Source organism: Streptomyces sp. NBC_00019 (assembly GCF_045041015.1).
Classification (GTDB): Bacteria; Actinomycetota; Actinomycetes; order Streptomycetales; family Streptomycetaceae; genus Streptomyces.
The window spans coordinates 5,120,364-5,138,311 of the sequence record NZ_CP108302.1; the positions used below are offsets into that span (position 1 = coordinate 5,120,364).

At 68.7% G+C, this 17,948-nt stretch carries 14 protein-coding genes and 4 tRNA genes; 10 read left to right on the forward strand and 8 right to left on the reverse strand.

The features are described from left to right. The first annotated feature begins 70 nt into the window (after positions 1–70). From OHU89_RS23995 to OHU89_RS24025, 7 genes are all read left to right on the forward strand, one after another. Positions 71–143 (forward strand) — tRNA-Glu (locus tag OHU89_RS23995). Positions 144–181: 38 nt separating this feature from the next. After that, a tRNA-Asp gene (locus tag OHU89_RS24000) sits at positions 182–256 on the forward strand. Positions 257–280: 24 nt separating this feature from the next. Beyond that, positions 281–354, forward strand: a tRNA-Phe gene (locus OHU89_RS24005). 80 nt (positions 355–434) lie between these two features. Continuing rightward, complete coding sequence (locus tag OHU89_RS24010; RefSeq protein ID WP_405645740.1) at positions 435–1,466, forward strand: hypothetical protein; 1,032 nt, start codon at positions 435–437, stop codon at positions 1,464–1,466. A gap of 79 nt (positions 1,467–1,545) precedes the next feature. Continuing rightward, positions 1,546–5,499 (forward strand): ATP-dependent RNA helicase HrpA, encoded by a 3,954-nt coding sequence (hrpA, locus tag OHU89_RS24015; protein ID WP_405645742.1) that lies wholly within the window; start codon positions 1,546–1,548, stop codon positions 5,497–5,499. A 94-nt stretch (positions 5,500–5,593) separates the two neighbouring features. After that, a tRNA-Asp gene (locus OHU89_RS24020) sits at positions 5,594–5,668 on the forward strand. 141 nt (positions 5,669–5,809) lie between these two features. Next, a complete protein-coding gene (locus tag OHU89_RS24025; protein ID WP_405645743.1) occupies positions 5,810–6,007 on the forward strand; it encodes a DUF6274 family protein in 198 nt (65 codons plus the stop codon). Positions 6,008–6,489: 482 nt separating this feature from the next. On the opposite strand, the gene bldC is transcribed toward OHU89_RS24025, so the two are convergent. Together bldC and OHU89_RS24035 are read right to left on the reverse strand one after the other, a co-directional pair. Next, on the reverse strand, positions 6,490–6,696 hold the full coding sequence (gene bldC / locus OHU89_RS24030; RefSeq protein ID WP_003949541.1) for a developmental transcriptional regulator BldC: 207 nt from the start codon (positions 6,694–6,696) through the stop codon (positions 6,490–6,492). Between the two features lie 541 nt (positions 6,697–7,237). After that, entirely contained in the window at positions 7,238–8,080 is an 843-nt protein-coding gene (locus tag OHU89_RS24035; protein ID WP_405645745.1) for a hypothetical protein, read from the reverse strand. A 222-nt stretch (positions 8,081–8,302) separates the two neighbouring features. On the opposite strand from OHU89_RS24035, the gene OHU89_RS24040 reads away from it, so the two are divergent. Both OHU89_RS24040 and OHU89_RS24045 read left to right on the forward strand, forming a co-directional pair. Continuing rightward, the gene (locus tag OHU89_RS24040) at positions 8,303–9,400 is read left to right on the forward strand and encodes a Leu/Phe/Val dehydrogenase (RefSeq protein ID WP_405645747.1); all 1,098 of its coding nucleotides are present in this window, start codon (positions 8,303–8,305) and stop codon (positions 9,398–9,400) included. Positions 9,401–9,696: 296 nt separating this feature from the next. Next, complete coding sequence (locus OHU89_RS24045) at positions 9,697–9,951, forward strand: DUF3073 domain-containing protein (RefSeq protein ID WP_266890415.1); 255 nt, start codon at positions 9,697–9,699, stop codon at positions 9,949–9,951. Positions 9,952–10,050: 99 nt separating this feature from the next. Here the strand turns inward: OHU89_RS24045 and purM are convergent, their stop codons facing one another. The 5 genes from purM to OHU89_RS24070 form a co-directional block, all read right to left on the reverse strand. Continuing rightward, positions 10,051–11,118, reverse strand: coding sequence for a phosphoribosylformylglycinamidine cyclo-ligase (gene purM / locus OHU89_RS24050; protein ID WP_266890413.1), 1,068 nt, complete (start codon positions 11,116–11,118; stop codon positions 10,051–10,053). A 59-nt stretch (positions 11,119–11,177) separates the two neighbouring features. Next, on the reverse strand, positions 11,178–12,707 hold the full coding sequence (purF, locus tag OHU89_RS24055) for an amidophosphoribosyltransferase (RefSeq protein WP_266890411.1): 1,530 nt from the start codon (positions 12,705–12,707) through the stop codon (positions 11,178–11,180). Between the two features lie 160 nt (positions 12,708–12,867). Further along, positions 12,868–13,320, reverse strand: coding sequence for an META domain-containing protein (locus OHU89_RS24060; protein WP_405645749.1), 453 nt, complete (start codon positions 13,318–13,320; stop codon positions 12,868–12,870). 49 nt (positions 13,321–13,369) lie between these two features. Continuing rightward, a complete protein-coding gene (locus OHU89_RS24065; RefSeq protein WP_405645751.1) occupies positions 13,370–14,167 on the reverse strand; it encodes a sterol carrier family protein in 798 nt (265 codons plus the stop codon). Positions 14,168–14,541: 374 nt separating this feature from the next. After that, positions 14,542–15,186: a TetR/AcrR family transcriptional regulator gene (locus tag OHU89_RS24070; RefSeq protein WP_266890405.1), complete on the reverse strand. Its 645-nt coding sequence runs from the start codon at positions 15,184–15,186 to the stop codon at positions 14,542–14,544. 78 nt (positions 15,187–15,264) lie between these two features. Between OHU89_RS24070 and OHU89_RS24075 the strand changes: the two genes are divergently transcribed. Then, positions 15,265–16,698 carry an MFS transporter gene (locus tag OHU89_RS24075; RefSeq protein ID WP_405645752.1) on the forward strand — a complete coding sequence of 478 codons (1,434 nt, stop codon included), beginning with the start codon at positions 15,265–15,267 and terminating at the stop codon, positions 16,696–16,698. Here the strand turns inward: OHU89_RS24075 and OHU89_RS24080 are convergent. Continuing rightward, complete coding sequence (locus tag OHU89_RS24080; RefSeq protein ID WP_405645753.1) at positions 16,688–17,947, reverse strand: hypothetical protein; 1,260 nt, start codon at positions 17,945–17,947, stop codon at positions 16,688–16,690. The two genes, OHU89_RS24075 and OHU89_RS24080, sit on opposite strands and share 11 nt — an antisense overlap. Position 17,948 lies beyond the last annotated feature (1 nt).

The window sequence follows — 17,948 nt, forward strand, 5'->3', positions numbered from 1 at the left end:
GCGATACCTCCCGGCATCCCATATGCTTCTCACGTCCCCGACGCGCTGAGAAGCGCAAGGCGGGCCGATAGCCCTCATCGTCTAGCGGCCTAGGACGCCGCCCTTTCAAGGCGGTAGCACGGGTTCGAATCCCGTTGGGGGCACGCAACACCGTGTGCGACACTGTTCGCACACAAAGCCAGGTCCTGTGGAGCAGTTTGGAGTGCTCGCCACCCTGTCAAGGTGGAGGCCGCGGGTTCAAATCCCGTCAGGACCGCTGAGGTTTCCTCGGAAACCTCGTGGCTGGGTAGCTCAGTTGGTACGAGCGATCGCCTGAAAAGCGATAGGTCGCCGGTTCGACCCCGGCCCCAGCCACTCAGTACGTAAACCCCCTCCAGGGCAACCGGAGGGGGTTTTCGTCGCTCACAGGGAGCCTGAGGGGGTTCTTGAGACGCATGGCGTACAGCGACCAGGCCGACTGGTCGGTCATCGACGTACGCCTCAACCACAGCGGGACGATCGACAGGATCACCGCGTCGCTGCGCCCCGTCGGCAGCAGCGAGACGGACCCGCCGGTCGCCACGGTCACCGACTTCACGCAGACGTACTACACGAGCGCGTGGGAAGGCGTCTGGTCCTCCCGGCCCGTCCACCTCGACACGCTCGGCAAGTACACGATCGACATCGAGGCCACGAACACCGCGGGCGAGACGACGGTCCAGCACGACGCGGGCACGCTGCGGTACGAGAAGCAGCCCGTGATCAGCGGATTCACCGTCACACCGACCGATCCGGACATCGAGCACAGGACGGTCACCGCCACCGGCGACCTGGTCCTGCGCGACCCCGGCACCCGTGAGACGGTGCCGCTGCCCGGGGCCACCGTGGACCTCACGTTCGACGAGAACGAGGTCTCGAGCGTCGTCACGGACGAGGCCGGCCACTTCTCCGCCTCCGACGAGACGACGTCGGGCGGCTGGACCTTCGCCCAGTACAACGGTGACCTGGGCTTCGCCACCGTCCCCTGGGTCGACGTCAGGCCGCAGGCCGCGCCCACCCGGTTCGTCCTCGACAAGAGCAGCTTCCACGTCACGGCGGGCGACAAAATCGACGTCACCGGCACCCTCCAGTACCAGTACGGCGCGGAGTGGAAACCGCTGTCCGGCATCCCGCTGGAGATGGACTACAAGGCCTGCACCACGTGCAGCCCCACCGAGGCGACCAGCGACGCCGACGGCCGCTTCTCCTTCACGAAGTCCCCGTACGGCAGCAAGAGCGTCCACGAGGTGGCCTTCCGGTCCTACCCGTACAACCCCTTCGTCCAGCGCACCACGACCGCCGAGGTCACCGCGACGGTCACGGCCACGACGAAGTTCACGGAGTTCACGGCCGCGCAGGACAAGTACGCGCAGCTCGACATCACCGGCAGCCTCGGTCTGATCGGGCGCGACTGCAGCGGCACGGAGGACTACGTCGACGTGCGGTGACGCACACGGGGGGTGCGAGAAGGGGCGGGCCCAAAAGGGTTCGCCCCTTCTTTGTGCGGGATGAGATCCTGGATCGCGTATGTCTACGCATCCCGCCCCCGGTGCCCCGGCCCTCGGCACAATCGCCCCTCGCCTGACCGAGCTCTCCCTGCGCGACGCGCAGCGACTCGGGCGCAGGCTCGAAGGCGCGCGCAAGATCCGCAAGCCCGAGGCACGGTCCGCCGTGCTCGCTGAGATCGAGGGCGAGGTCGCCAGGGCCGAGGAGCGGATGGCCAAGCGGCGCGGACGTGTGCCCGCCGTCAGCTATCCCGAGCAGCTGCCAGTCAGCCAGAGGAAGGCCGAGATCGCGGACGCCATCCGGGATCACCAGGTCGTGATCGTCGCGGGTGAGACCGGGTCGGGCAAGACGACCCAGATCCCGAAGATCTGTCTGGAGCTGGGCCGTGGCGTCCGCGGCATGATCGGGCACACCCAGCCCCGTCGTATCGCCGCCCGTACCGTGGCCGAGCGGGTCGCCGAGGAGCTGGACACTCCGCTCGGTGAGGCCGTCGGCTGGAAGGTGCGGTTCACCGACCAGGTGAACCAGGACGGCACCTTCGTCAAGCTGATGACGGACGGCATCCTGCTCGCCGAGATCCAGACCGACCGTGAGCTGCTCGCCTACGACACGATCATCATCGACGAGGCCCACGAGCGGTCCCTCAACATCGACTTCCTGCTGGGCTACCTCGCCCAGCTGCTGCCGAAGCGGCCCGACCTCAAGGTCGTCATCACCTCGGCGACCATCGATCCCGAGCGGTTCTCCCGGCACTTCGGTGAGGCGCCGATCGTCGAGGTCAGCGGCCGGACCTATCCCGTCGAGGTCCGCTACCGCCCCCTCCTCGAAGAGGACTCAGACGACTCCGACCGCGACCAGATCACCGCGATCTGCGATGCCGTCGAGGAGCTCCAGGGCGAGGGCAAGGGCGACATCCTGGTCTTCCTCTCCGGTGAGCGGGAGATCCGGGACACCGCGGACGCGCTCAACAAGAAGAACTACCGGTTCACCGAGGTCCTACCCCTCTACGCCCGGCTCTCGCACGCCGAGCAGCATCGTGTGTTCCAGCCGCACACCGGGCGCAGGATCGTTCTGGCAACGAACGTCGCCGAGACCTCGCTGACCGTCCCGGGCATCAAGTACGTCATCGACCCCGGCTTCGCCCGGATCAGCCGCTACAGCCACCGCACCAAGGTCCAGCGGCTCCCCATCGAGGCGATCTCGCAGGCCAGCGCCAACCAGCGCAAGGGCCGCTGCGGTCGTACGTCCGACGGCATCTGCATCCGGCTCTACACAGAAGAGGACTTCGAGGGCCGCCCCGAGTTCACTGACGCGGAGATCCTCCGTACGAACCTGGCCTCCGTCATCCTCCAGATGACCGCGGCCGGCCTCGGCGACATCGAGAAGTTCCCCTTCATCGACCCGCCGGACCACCGCAACATCCGCGACGGCGTGCAGCTGCTGCAGGAGCTCAACGCCCTTGATCCGGCGCAGAAGGACGCGCGCAAGCGGCTCACCGAGACCGGCCGCAAGCTCGCCCAGCTGCCCGTCGACCCGCGCCTGGCCCGCATGGTCCTGGAGGCCGACAAGAACGGCTGTGTCCGCGAGGTCATGGTCATAGCCGCCGCCCTGTCCATCCAGGACCCGCGCGAGCGCCCCGCCGACAAACAGACCCAGGCCGACCAGCAGCACGCCCGCTTCAAGGACGAGACCAGCGACTTCCTCGCCTATCTCAACCTGTGGCGGTACGTGCGCGAGCAGCAGAAGGAGCGCGGCTCCTCGTCCTTCCGCCGGATGTGCAAGCAGGAGTACCTGAACTTCCTGCGCATCCGTGAGTGGCAGGACATCTACACACAGCTGCGCACGGTCGCCAAGCAGATGGGCATCCATCTCAACGAGGAGGACGCGGCCGACCAGAGCGTCCATGTCTCCCTCCTCGCCGGTCTGCTCTCGCACGTCGGCATGAAGGACGTGAAGGACGGCAACAAGAACGAGTACCTGGGCGCCCGCAGCGCCAAGTTCGCGATCTTCCCCGGCTCGGCGCTCTTCAAGAAGCAGCCGCGGTTCGTGATGTCGGCCGAGCTGGTCGAGACGTCACGCCTCTGGGCCCGCGTCAACGCGAAGATCGAGCCGGAGTGGGTCGAGCCGCTCGCCGAGCACCTCCTGAAGCGGACGTACTCCGAGCCGCACTGGGAGAAGGACCAGGCGGCCGTGATGGCGTACGAGAAGGTCACGCTGTACGGCGTACCGATCGTCGCCCAGCGGAAGGTGAACTACGGCCGGATCGACCCGGAGGCGTCCCGCGAGCTTTTCATTCGCAACGCGCTCGTCGAGGGCGACTGGCGCACGCACCACAAGTTCTTCGCCGACAACCGCAAACTCCTCAGCGAGGTCGAGGAGTTGGAGCACCGGGCGCGGCGCCGGGACATCGTGGTCGACGACGAGACGCTCTTCGACTTCTACGAGCAGCGGGTGCCCGAACACGTCGTCTCCGGCGCCCACTTCGACTCCTGGTGGAAGCACAAGCGGCATGAGCAGCCGGACTTCCTGGACTTCGAGCGGGAGATGCTCATCCGGGAGTCGGCGGAGGCGGTCACCAAGGACGACTATCCGGACTCGTGGCGGCAGGGGCAGCTCAAGTTCCGTGTGACGTACCAGTTCGAGCCGGGTGCGGACGCGGACGGTGTGACGGTCCACATCCCGCTCCAGGTGCTCAACCAGGTCACGGACGAGGGCTTCGACTGGCAGATCCCGGGGCTGCGGGAAGAGGTGGTGACGGAGCTGATCCGTTCCCTCCCCAAGCCGATCCGCCGCAACTACGTACCGGCGCCGAACTTCGCACAGCGCTTCCTTGCCGCGGCGGTCCCCCTCCAGGAGCCGCTGACCCTCACCATGGCCCGTGAGCTCAAGCGGATGGTCGGGGTGCCCTTCGACGCCGAGGACTTCGACTGGTCGAAGGTCCCGGACCACCTCCGCATCACCTTCCGGATCGTCGACGAGCGGCGCCGCAATCTCGCCGAGGACAAGAACCTGGAGGCGCTGAAGCTCCAGCTGAAGCCGAAGGCGCGCCAGGCCCTCTCCCAGGCGGCCGCGGCGACAGCGGAACGTCAGGGCGGCGAGTCCCTGGAGCGCAAGGGCCTGACCGACTGGACCATCGGCTCCCTCACCCGCGTCTTCGAGACCCGCCGCGCCGGCCAGCCGGTGAAGGCGTACCCGGCGCTGGTGGACGACGGCGACACGGTCTCCGTACGTCTCTTCGACACGGAGGCGGAGCAGGCGGAGGCGATGTGGCAGGGCACGCGGCGGCTGATCCTGCGCAACATCCCGGTGAACCCGGCGAAGTTCGCGTCGGAGAAGCTGACGAACCCGCAGAAGCTGGCGCTCTCGGCAAACCCGCACGGCTCCATCCAGGGCCTGTTCGACGACTGCGCGATGGCGGCGGCGGACCGGCTGATCGCCGACTTCGGGGGGCCTGCGTGGGACGAGGAGTCGTACCGGAAGCTCTACGACAAGGTGCGTGCCGAGATCGTCGACACGACGGTCCGTACGGTGGGCCAGGTGCAGCAGGTCCTTGCCGCCTGGCAGGCCTGTGAGCGCCGTCTGAAGGCCGTACGCAGCCCCGCGCTGCTTGCGAACCTCCAGGACGTACGCAAGCAGCTGGACGCCCTCGTGAAGCCGGGCTTCGTGACGGAGACGGGGCTGCGTCGTCTGGCGGACCTGATGCGCTACCTGGTCGCCGCGGACCGGCGCCTCCAGCAGATGCCGACGAGCGTCCAGCGGGACACCACGCGCATGGAGAAGGTCCACGAGATGCAGGACGAGTACGCCTGGCTCCTGGAGCAGATGCCCCAGGGCCGCCCGGTCCCCTCCTCCGTGCTGGACATCCGCTGGATGATCGAGGAGCTCCGCGTCAGCTACTTCGCCCACGCGCTGGGCACGGCGTACCCCGTCTCGGACAAGCGGATCGTGAAGGCCATCGACGCCGCCGTCCCGTAACCACCCCCGCACGCTGGGTGAGTTCGCGCACGGGGCTCACCCTCCTGTACAGTCCTTCTCGCAGCGCAACGCAGCAATAAGCGCCGCAAAACCTGGTCCTGTGGAGCAGCTTGGAGTGCTCGCCACCCTGTCAAGGTGGAGGCCGCGGGTTCAAATCCCGTCAGGACCGCAGCAAGTAGTACAAGAGCCCGGATCTTCGGATCCGGGCTCTTTTGCGTTCCATGCCGTCTGTGCCGTCTTGACGGCGTCACATTCGCTCGGTACTCCAGAAACCAGGGCTAGTTCCCCGTGTGACCCCTGGAGGTGGCGTATGGCGGCTTCGGCCAGGCACGAGACGCGGGCGTTGCTCCGTGCGCATCTGTCGTCGGCCGCTACCTCCTATCGCCGCCATCTGACGCGGCACTGCCCGATCTGCCATCAGCTGCTGCGGCTCGCCATGGACTCCGCCCCGCGGGCCGACGAGGCCGCCGGAGAGGTCGCCGAGGACGAAAGCCCCTCGCCCGCGTGACCACCGGCGGCCCCAACGGCCGTACGGACGCGGGACGGTGGAACGCGCGCCTCCTCTAGCGCACATGCGCCAGAGGCAACAAGGACCCTGGCATGTGACGGGTGTCACCGCATGAGTTTCTGAAACCGAGGTACTTACACCTCACCTACAACTGGTCAATTTAATATGTGCAATTGCACCAGCCCACAGGGCCGACCAGTCGGTACGTCGGAAGCCGTCCACAGGAGATCCGACACCCCTCCCCAGACACCGACAAGCCCGCTCACAGCGCCGCGTGCCGGCCCACATCCCACACGTGAAGCGCACAAAAAAGATCGCGCTGGACTCGGCGGAGTCCAGCGCGATCGACGACGCACCCTGTGATGTTCTGGGATGAGCTTGGGCGTGGGTTCTGTTGGGGCAGTACCCGCGTCGCTTGGAGCTTGGTTACGGACGCCTCGGCACGTTGGGGGACCTACCGGTTTGTCCGTTATTCAGTTGGTTCAGGCCTCGCTGCGCTGCTGGGGGATGCCCGCGAGCAATGCGCGGACCTCCGCCTCGCGGTAGCGGCGGTGCCCGCCGAGCGTACGAATGGACGTGAGCTTCCCAGCCTTCGCCCACCGCGTGACCGTCTTCGGGTCGACGCGGAACATCGTGGCGACCTCAGCCGGGGTCAGCAGCGGCTCGGCATCAGGGGTGCGAGCGGTCATGAGCGGCCTCCTCGGGAGAACCGAACCTTCTCGGTTCTTTCCTCTAAATTCTGCACCTTGACCCGCGTTGCCCGAAATGGCGTGTGCGGGTCGAGTCGGTTATAGGACGAACGGCTTGTCCTCGGCACTACAACTACACCATCTGTCCAGCCGCGTCGGCCAAACCGATGGAATTGCCCCCCAGGTGTTCATCGGCGACAGAGGCCGATGGACCATGCCATAGCGGACAGTCACGCCACTGTGACGATCAGTCACAGAGCGATCAGGAGTCACCAGACCCCCCAAAGCGGAACCTCCCCCGGGCCCCTTGTCCTATTTTGGCATGAGGAGGGGGAAGAGATGCAAGAGCCGGGTACGTGCGGTCCGTCACGCTTGGCACGCAGTGAGGCGTACGCCCGGATCGGGACCTACGTCCCTTGTTGGCGGAGCATCAGGGGAAACTTGGTGACACCTTGACCGAGGACGAAACCCCAAAACGGGCGTCAGGTCAAACGCCAGTTCGTGACCAAAGTGACCCAGGGCACACTCAGTTCACGAACGTCTAGTTCGCGGACCGCCGGTCCCGCACCGACCGCCACCGCTCCACGAGCCGCGTGTACGCCTCTCCCGCGGCCGCCCCGTCGCCGAGCCGCAAGGCCTCGATGCCCGCGGCCACGTCGGCCGCCGAGTGGTCGTCCTCGAGCTCGCCGGGCGGCAGGGTGTGCACCAGCCCGCCGTAGTCCAGCTCGACGTGCGAGCGCGGGTGGAACTCCTCCAGCCAACGCCCCACGTCCACCAGGCCGTCGGTCAGCGGCCCCTCGTCGACGGTGTCCTTCAGGGTCCGCAGGGCCCGCGCCACCCGCCGCCGGGCCTGCACCATCGGCGTCCGGTAGCGCAGCGTCGGCGGGATCTCGCCCGAGCCCTTGTCGAAGGACCGCTCCTCGTCGGTCACCAGCACGAACCAGTGCAGCGGCACCTGCCAGGTCGAGGTGCGGATCCAGGGCCGGGCGTCGGGGTTGCGGACCAGCCAGCGCTCGTAGTCCTGGGCCGCCTGGCGCCGTACGACCTCCGGCAGCACCGCGTCCAGGACCGGCTTGGGCAGCTCCTCGGGCAGCTCCTGGAGGGCCTGCCAGCCGCGCAGCCGGGTCCGCCACGGACAGACGCAGACCACCCCGTCCACGTCCAGCACGAACGCGTCGGCGCTCTCGTGCACCGGCACCGGGATCGGCGGGGTGGGCAGCAAGTCGGCCAGGGAGCGGCGCAGTTCGTCCTGGTACGAGGGGCGGTCGGGGCGGCGGGCGTAGCGCGTCCAGTGGCCGCGCTCCGGCTCCGGGAAGGCGGCCAGCGGCTCGTACACGCGGAGATAGGTCGCGTACGGGACGACCACCGAGGACACCTTGGGCACGCCTGCTCCCTCCCCCGCCCACTGCCAGGAAAACCTGCGGAACCCGCTCACAAACGGGCGGGAAATCTATGCAAATCGTCGCACGGGCGTACACCGCCGGTAGGTGATCCTGAGCACGGCGCCGTGGGCAGCGGCACCCAGGCTCTAATCTCATGCTCACAGCGCCCGCCACCCTTACGGGAGCTGGTCCCAACCGCCGCTCTTTACCCAGGAGTCACCACAGTGACCGACGTATCAGCCGGCGTCCTGCACACCCTGTTCCACTCGGACCAGGGCGGTCATGAGCAAGTCGTGCTCTGCCAGGACCGTGCCAGCGGCCTCAAGGCCGTCATCGCCATCCACTCCACCGCGCTGGGCCCCGCACTCGGCGGCACGCGCTTCTACCCGTACGCGACCGAGGAGGAGGCCGTCGCCGACGCCCTGAACCTCGCGCGCGGGATGTCGTACAAGAACGCCATGGCCGGCCTGGACCACGGCGGTGGCAAAGCCGTGATCATCGGCGACCCGGACACCGTCAAGACCGAAGAGCTGCTGCTCGCCTACGGCCGGTTCGTGGCCTCGCTCGGTGGTCGCTACGTCACCGCCTGTGACGTCGGTACGTATGTGGCCGACATGGACGTCGTGGCGCGCGAGTGCCGCTGGACGACCGGGCGTTCCCCCGAGAACGGCGGCGCCGGCGACTCCTCCGTGCTGACGTCCTTCGGCGTCTACCAGGGCATGCGCGCCTCCGCCCAGCACCTGTGGGGCAGCCCCTCGCTGGCCGGGCGGAAGGTCGGTATCGCGGGCGTCGGCAAGGTCGGCCGGCACCTGGTGGAGCACCTGCGGGCGGAGGGCGCCGAGGTCGTCATCACGGACGTCCGCGAGGAGGCCGTGGGGCGAATCCTCGCCGCGCATCCGACGGGCGTGACGGCCGTCGCCGACACCGCGACCCTGATCCGCGCCGAGGGCCTCGACATCTACGCCCCCTGCGCGCTCGGCGGCGCCCTCAACGACGACACCGTCCCGGCACTGACCGCCAAGGTGGTCTGCGGCGCCGCCAACAACCAGCTCGCCCACCCGGGCGTGGAGAAGGACCTCGCCGACCGCGGGATCCTCTACGCGCCGGACTACGTGGTGAACGCCGGCGGGGTCATCCAGGTCGCCGACGAGCTGCACGGCTTCGACTTCGAGCGGTGCAAGGCGAAGGCGGCGAAGATCTACGACACCACGATCGCCATATTCGCACGTGCGAAGGCGGATGGAATCCCGCCGGCCGCCGCGGCCGACCGGATCGCCGAGCAGCGGATGCACGAGGCGGCGGTGGCCCGCAGGGCGCGCTGATCCGGCGTCCGCGGCACCATGGCCGGTACCCGCCGACGAGCGCTTAGAGAGAACTCTCACGTTCGTCGGCGGGTCGGCCGCCGAGAAGTGGTTAAAATCGCGGTTGACCAGCAGGGACAGGGCACTCTGAGGGTTGTGGGTCCAGGCACGTCCTGCGGGCGACGTACCGTACGGGCGTGGGCTCAGGTACCGTGGAAGCCCTACGGACCGGTCTCTCTGCGGAGAGCCCGTTCCAGATCATGAACGCGTGTCAAGACTCTGGGGCCATCGAGCCCCGTATCCGAGGGGGTCGAGCCATGGGGCGCGGCCGGGCAAAGGCCAAGCAGACGAAGGTCGCCCGCCAGCTGAAGTACAGCAGCGGCGGGACTGACCTCTCGCGTCTGGCCAATGAGCTGGGCGCTTCGACTTCGAATCAGCCGCCGAATGGCGAGCCGTTCGAGGACGACGAGGACGAAGACGACCCGTACTCCCAGTACGCGGATCTCTATAACGACGACGATGAGGACGAGGACGACGAGTCCGGTCCCACGTCTCAACGCCGCGGCGCTTGACGCTCCAGCTGCGCTTCACCCGGTCCGATGTGGTCCACACCACCGGACCGGGTTTTGCGCTGCCGTCAGGCTCTCTGCGGCGTAGACGCTCTTGGTGCTCTAGATCGAATACGTGCCGACCAGCTCGGCACCCGTGGTGTGGTCACCGCGGTCCGTGATCTCGCCGGCCACCCAGGCCTCGAGCCCACGGTCGGCCAGCGTCGTCAGGGCCACGTCGGTCGACTCCTCGGGGACGATGGCGATCATGCCGACGCCCATGTTGAGGGTCTTCTCCAGCTCCAGGCGCTCGACCTGACCCGTCCGGCCGACGAGGTCGAAGATCGGGGCCGGGGTCCAGGTGGAGCGGTCGACGACCGCGTGCAGCCCGTCGGGGATCACGCGGGCCAGGTTGGCCGCGAGACCGCCTCCCGTGACGTGGCTGTACGCGTGCACGTCGGTGGTGCGGGTGAGCGCCAGGCAGTCCAGCGAGTAGATCTTGGTGGGCTCCAGGAGCTCCTCGCCGAGCGTGCGGCCGAGCTCGTCGATCCGGGCGTCCAGGGACAGGCCCGCCTCGTTCAGCAGGACGTGGCGGACGAGCGAGTACCCGTTCGAGTGAAGACCGGACGCCGCCATGGCGATGACCGTGTCACCCGTACGGATACGATCCGGGCCCAGCAGCCGGTCGGCCTCCACGACGCCCGTACCGGCGCCGGCGACGTCGAAGTCGTCCGGACCCAGCAGACCGGGGTGCTCGGCCGTCTCGCCGCCCACCAGGGCGCAGCCGGCGAGGACACAGCCCTCGGCGATGCCCTTGACGATCGCGGCGACCCGCTCGGGGTGGACCTTGCCGACGCAGATGTAGTCGGTCATGAACAGCGGCTCGGCACCGCACACCACGATGTCGTCCATGACCATCGCGACCAGGTCGTGGCCGATCGTGTCGTAGACGCCCAGCTGACGCGCGATGTCGACCTTCGTGCCGACGCCGTCGGTCGCGGAGGCGAGGAGGGGACGCTCGTAGTTCTTGAGGGCGGAGGCGTCGAAGAGGCCGGCGAAACCGCCGAGGCCGCCGAGGACCTCGGGGCGCTGGGTCTTCTTCACCCACTCCTTCATGAGTTCTACGGCGCGGTCTCCCGCTTCGATGTCGACGCCCGCGGCTGCGTAGCTGGCACCAGTTGTCTCAGACATGACGGTGAGAACTTTCGTGTCGTACTGCAGACGTATTCAAAAAAAGGCACAGCGCGGGCTTACGGGCGACGGATCGCGTCGGCCGCCGCCGTGGCCGCCGGACCGGCGGCCAGTTCGGTCTCCAGGAGCTGCTTGCCGAGCAGCTCGGGGTCCGGGAGCTCCATCGGGTACTCGCCGTCGAAGCAGGCGCGGCACAGGTTCGGCTTGGCGATGGTGGTCGCCTCGATCATGCCGTCGAGGGAGATGTACGCCAGGGAGTCGGCGCCCAGCGAGGTGCCGATCTCGTCGATGGTCATGCCGTTGGCGATGAGCTCGGCACGGGTCGCGAAATCTATGCCGAAGAAGCAGGGCCACTTCACGGGCGGGGAGGAGATCCGGATGTGGACCTCGGCCGCCCCGGCCTCGCGGAGCATCCGCACCAGCGCCCGCTGGGTGTTGCCGCGCACGATCGAGTCGTCGACGACGACCAGGCGCTTGCCCTTGATGACTTCCTTCAGCGGGTTCAGCTTCAGACGGATGCCGAGCTGCCGGATCGTCTGCGAGGGCTGGATGAACGTACGACCGACGTACGCGTTCTTCACCAGACCCGCACCGAACGGGATTCCGCTCGCCTCCGCGTAACCGATCGCCGCCGGGGTGCCGGACTCCGGAGTCGCTATGACCAGATCGGCCTCGACCGGGGCTTCCTTCGCCAGCTTGCGGCCCATCTCCACACGGGAGAGGTAGACGTTGCGGCCGGCGATGTCGGTGTCGGGGCGGGCCAGATAGACGTACTCGAAGACACAGCCCTTGGGCTTCGCTTCCGCGAATCGGGAGCTGCGCAGACCGTTCTCGTCGATGGCGATGAACTCGCCCGGCTCGATCTCACGGACGAAGCTCGCACCGCAGATGTCGAGGGCGGCACCCTCGGAGGCGACGACCCAGCCGCGCTCCAGGCGGCCGAGAACCAGCGGGCGGATGCCCTGCGGGTCACGGGCGGCGTAGAGGGTGTGCTCGTTCATGAAGACGAGGGAGAAGGCGCCGCGGACCTGGGGGAGGACCTTCGGGGAGGCTTCCTCGATGGTCAGCGGCTTGCCGTCGTCGTCGACCTGGGCCGCGAGGAGCGCGGTGAGCAGGTCGGTGTCGTTGGTGGCGGCCACCCGGGTCGAGCGGCCGTTGGTGTCCTTGGGGAGGTCGGCGACCATCTCGGCGAGCTGCGCCGTGTTGACCAGGTTGCCGTTGTGGCCGAGCGCGATCGAGCCGTGCGCGGTGGCACGGAACGTCGGCTGGGCGTTCTCCCAGACGGAGGCGCCGGTGGTCGAGTAGCGGGCGTGACCGACCGCGATATGACCCTGGAGCGAACCGAGAGAGGTCTCGTCGAAGACCTGGGAAACGAGCCCCATGTCCTTGAAGACGAGGATCTGGGAGCCGTTGCTGACCGCGATACCCGCGGATTCCTGGCCCCGATGCTGGAGGGCGTAGAGCCCGAAGTAAGTGAGCTTGGCGACCTCTTCACCCGGAGCCCAGACTCCGAAGACGCCGCAAGCGTCCTGGGGGCCTTTCTCGCCGGGGAGCAGATCATGATTGAGTCGACCGTCACCACGTGGCACGTTTCCGAGTGTAGGCGAGGTCGACCACTGGTCCGAATTGGGGATACGTGCCTTTGTTGAGCCACCGGGCGGCGACCGCTTTGGCGGTTTTTTCGTTTTGGCTGGTCAGCGCGGTGTATCGACGGCCCTCCGGATATATGAGTGAGGTGTCGCACACCTCTCAGCTGGTGGACTCGGCGGACTCGGTCAGTCGCACTGTGTCTCCGCTCGCGGTGGTGAGCGTGAGGTGGTCGTCGGTGACGGCGGTCTTCAGAGCACCGCCGACCAGGGTGTCGGCGAGGGTCTGCTCGAAGGTCATGACCGGCTTCTCGCAGGCCATCCTGGTGGTGGTGGCGTGGCTGAGCCGGATGGTGCCGTCCTCGGCGGTGGTGACCTTGGCGTTGAAGTGGTTGCAGCCGTAGTTGCCCGCGGCCTTGCCGTCCTTCATCTCCACGTTCGCCCCGTCGGGTGCCTTGTGGGCCTTGCCGTCCACGGTGACGCTGTCGACGCTCCAGTGGACTCCGGTGACGGGTTTCTCGGCGCCGACCGAACCGCTGCCCGCCTTGTCGGTGCCGCAGGCCGCGGCGAGCGGGAGCACGGTCAGGACCACGAGGATCAGTCGCTGTTTGTCCATGCCGATGGGACGGGAGGGGCGGGAGACCGGTTCCTTGTCGGCGACCGGTTCACCCCATCAGGGGCAGCAATCCGCCAAGATCCGCCCGCTCCCCGCTGGCGCTGACCTTCGCGTCCTCGATCGCCTCCGGCCACGCCACCCGTCCGGTCGCAAGGCGGATCCAGGTCAGCGGGTCGGTCTCGACGACATTGGGCGGGGTGCCGCGGGTGTGCCGGAGCCCCTCGACGCACTGCACGACGGCGTACGGCGGGATCCGCACCTCGGTCGAGCCGCCGGGTGCCTTCGCGGCGAGGGCGTCGGCGAGGAGGCGGGTACAGGCGGCCAGGGCCTGGCGGTCGTACGGGATGTCGAGGCCCGGCAGCGCGGCGTTCAGGTCGTCGGTGTGGACGACGAGTTCGACGGTGCGGGTGACCAGGTAGTCGGCGAGGGTCATGGCGCCGGTGCGGCTGCCGATGAGGCGGTCGCCGGGGGTCTGCGCGAGTTTGCGCGCGAAGCGTTCCTCGGTGTCGGCGTACAGGGCCTCGAGGTCGGGATGGGCGGCGGCGAGGTCACGGGTGCCGTCGTCGATGTCGTCCGCCCGGGGGGCGGTGGTGGAGGGCCACTCCAGGAGGGTCAGGGCGGGCTTCTCCGGCTCGTCGCGGTCGAGGGCACGGCTGATCGCGTCGACGGCCATCGTGATGTGCGCGGCCAGGTCGCGGACGGTCCAGTCACCGAGGCGGGTGGGGCTCGCGAGCTGCTCCTCGCTCAGCGTGCCGACGGCCTGCCGTACGTGCCCGAACTGGGTGAGTACCGCGGTGCGGATCTTCGCGGGGTCGTAGGTGCGGGCGCGCTTCTTGGCCGGTGGCATGTGATCAAGCCTAGGCGGGGCGGCGGTTCGTGGTGGGGCGCATCGAAGATCTCGCGGTCGTGGGCGGGTGGGTGGGGGTGTCGTGCGGGTGCGCCCTCGGTTTCCTCGCCCCCGCCGCCCCTACCCGTCCCATCCTCCAGGGGCTGCGGCCCCTTCGACCCCGCCCCCAGGGGGCTCCGCCCCCTGGACCTCCATCGGCCCGAAGGGCCTCGTCCTCAAACGCCGGACGGGCTGAAAGATGCGGGTGGGTGGGGGATCGGGACGGCAGGGCCTCATCCCCGGACGCCGAACAGGCTGAAAGACACGGGCGGGTGGGGATCGGGACGGCAAACCCTCGTCCTCCAACGCCGGACAGGCTGAGGTGCCCGGGGCGTTCACTTCCTGCGTGCGTATCCGCCGAGCCCCTGTTCCACCAACGCGAAGGCCTTCTCGGCCCGTTCGGCGGCGTCGGCGGCGACCTCGTCCACGGACTCGCCGGCGTCGATGCGCAGATGGTGTTCCTCGACCAGGGCCTGGCGGGCGGCGGTGAGGGTGGCGGCGGCGATCAGGGCCAGGGTGCGGTCGCCGGTCTCCTCGGTGAGGAGGTCGGCCAGTTCGCGTGCGCCCTTCTCGGACGACAGATAGGCACGCTCCCGCAGGACCGGCGTCGCCATGATGACCGTGCGGATCCGGCGGGCGAAGGGCTCGCTGTGCAGGCCGATCGAGGGGTCTCGGCTCTCGACCATCGCCAGGAACTGCCGGCGCACGGCCTCCACCGCGGACTCGCCCGGCGCCCGCTCGCGCACGGCACGGGCCGGGTCGGAGAAGTGCTCCTCCATGGGCTTGAAGACCAAGTCCTCTTTCGTACCGAAGTAGTTGAAGACGGTCATCTTGGAGACCTCTGAGGCGTCGGCGACCTCCTGCACGGAGACGGCGTCGAACCCCTTCTCGACGAACAGCTCGACAGCGGTCCGGTAGATCCGCAACGCCGTCTGGAGCTTCTTGCGCTCGCGCAGCCCCATCCCCTCAGCAAAAGCCATGGCATCACTGTACCAAGATGAATTTTAGGTCGAGATTAAAGATTGACTCAGTACATAAATATCGGCATGGTGCTGCCCATGACCGAGACCCCAGAGACCCTCATGTCCGACACCCAGCGGAAAATCGGCTTTCTCGTCTGCCTCGTCACGATCGTCCTGGCCGTCCTGGACATGCAGATCGTGTCCGCCGCGACCGTCCCGATCGTCCGGGACCTCGACCCCGCGCACGGCATCGACAAGATCCCGTGGCTGGTCAGCGCCTTCTCGCTGGCCTCGGCCGCGGTGCTGCCGCTCTACGGCAGGCTCTGCGACGTCCTCGGCGCCAAGCACGTCTTCCTCGGAGCCGTCGGCACCTTCCTCCTCGGCTCGGCGCTGTGCGGCGCGGCCCGGTCGATCGGTCAGCTCATAGCGGCCCGGGCCGTCCAGGGCATCGGGGCCGGCGGACTGATGAGCGTGACGATGGTCGTGATCGCCCAGCTCAGGGGGCCCGGCGAGCGGGACGCCAAGGGCGCGGGCATGGGCGGGATCCTCGCCGGCGGGGGCATGGCGATCGGCCCGTGGATCGGCGGGATGCTGTCCGACCACGCGAGCTGGCGGTGGATCTTCTACGTCAACCTGCCGCTCGGCGCCGCCGCCCTGGTACTCGGCGCACTCGTCCTGAAGCTCCCCCGGCACGGCGGCGGTCACCGCATCGACTTCCTGGGCGCCGCCCTCGCCGCCGCCTTCTCCACCGCACTCCTGCTGGTCACCGAGTGGGGCGGCCGGCAGTACGCCTGGTCGTCACCGCAGATCGCCGGCCTCGCGCTGGCCTCCGCCGCCGCCCTCGCGCTGTTCCTGCGTCGCCAGGTCACCGCCGCCGAACCGATCCTGCCGCTCTCCATGTTCCGTATCCGGGAGCTGCGCTGGGGCTTCGCGATCCAGGGCCTGGTCGGTGCGGGCATGGTCGGCGCGATCTACTACGTGATGGTCTATCTCCAGGTCGCCCGGGGCATGGACAGCGCCTCGGCCGGACTGTTCCTCATCCCCATGGCGCTCGGCATGACGGCCGTCGGCATCGTCACGGGCAGGCTCGCCGAACGCGGCCGCCCCGAGCGAACGTTCGTGATCACCGGCTCGGCTGTCACCGCCATCGCCTTCCTTCTGCTGGCCACCACCGGCACCCACACCTCCCTGTGGTGGCTGCGCGCCGAACTCCTCCTCCTCGGCGTCGGCTTCGGCCAGCTGATCGGGCAGCTCATCCAGCTCGTCCAGGAGGCGGCCCCGCGCCACCAGCTCGGCGTCGCCACGACCGCCATCCGCTTCTTCCAGACTCTGGGCACGGCCCTGGGCGCCGCCGTCTTCGGCACGCTGCTGACCCGGCTGGACGACGGGACGGGCACGGCGTCCTACGTCTCCGCCATGGACGCGGTGTTCCTGTGCGGGGCCGGGCTGATGGCCCTGTGTGTGGCGCTGGCGCTGCGGCTGCCCCAGGCGGGTGCGCCGGTGCCCGCGCCGGCCCCGGTCAGGACGTGAAGTCCGACGGGAACTTCACGCCGGTGCAGCCACGGCGGGCGGCGACATCGTCGACGTATGCCTTGAAGAGCGCGCGCAGTCTCGGGCGGATGTACTTGTCGTAGGGGTACGGCACGGTCAGCGTGTGGATCGCGGGCTCGCCGGCGCAGGTGGCGGAGGCCCACCAGACGTTGGCGGTGTCGTCGAAGCCGGCCGTGCCGGGGGCGAGGGGTGTCTGGTCGGTCCCCAGGCCCTCCGCCTCGACCTCTCCGGCCTCGTCGCCGAAGAACGACTCGGTCCGCAGCCACCAGGGGGTGCCCGGTGTGTCGCGGTCCCCGATCTCCTTGTCACTGAGGTCGGACCAGATGCGGTCCACCTCCTCGTCGTCCACCGCGAGCAGACAGCTCTCCTCCGGGGCGTGGGCGCCGGCCGGGGTGGCGAGGGCGCGGTCGGGGAGACGGCCGCGGCCCTGGTCCTCGATGTGCGTGGCGTACCAGGCGCAGGTGCCCTTCGCCGACGCCGCGGCCGTCAACCGCTTGCTCGGTGTGGGGAGTTCGGCCGGGAGGGCGGGGAGCTCGGTCGTGCAGCCCGTCTTGGCCGCGAGGCGTTCGGCGGCGGTGCGGGCCAGCGCGGCGAGGGTCCGGCGGTCGGCGTCCGTGACCTCGGTGTCCTCGGAGTAGTGGGCGATCGTCATGGCGTTGAGCGAGGTCACGTGGTCCGGCTCGTTCGCGCAGACGGCCTTCACGGCGACGGCGTTGTCGTAGTAGAGGCCGAGCCGCCCGTCACCCAGCGGATACGCGGCCGACTCGGCGGCCTCCCGCGTGCTGTCCGCCTCCCGCGTCCACCGCTCGAACGGGTCGTCCCAGCCGTCGACGATCTGCGCATACTCGTCGGACGGAGTCTGCCAGACGGACAGCTGGAAGTGGTTGTACGAGGTGCCCGGCTTCCCCACCCGGTAGATCACGCACTTCTGGGGGAGCGTGCCGAGGGCGTCGGAGTCGTCGAGGTCGAACATCACGTCGTCCTCGTCACTCCCCGGACGCGCCCGGTCCGTGCCACCGTCGAGACCGAGCACCGGGTCCGGGTCGACCAGGCCGTCGCAGGCCTTCGTGATCTTCTCCCGGCTGGCGGCGCGATCGAGGTGCTCCTCGGTCTCCAGCCACAGCCCCCAGCCGCCCGCCCCGATGCCGAGCACCGCGGTGATCACCACGAGCCGGTTGAGCCGGTCACTGAGCCGGCCGCCCCGGCCGGGTATCCGCAGGAACTCCACC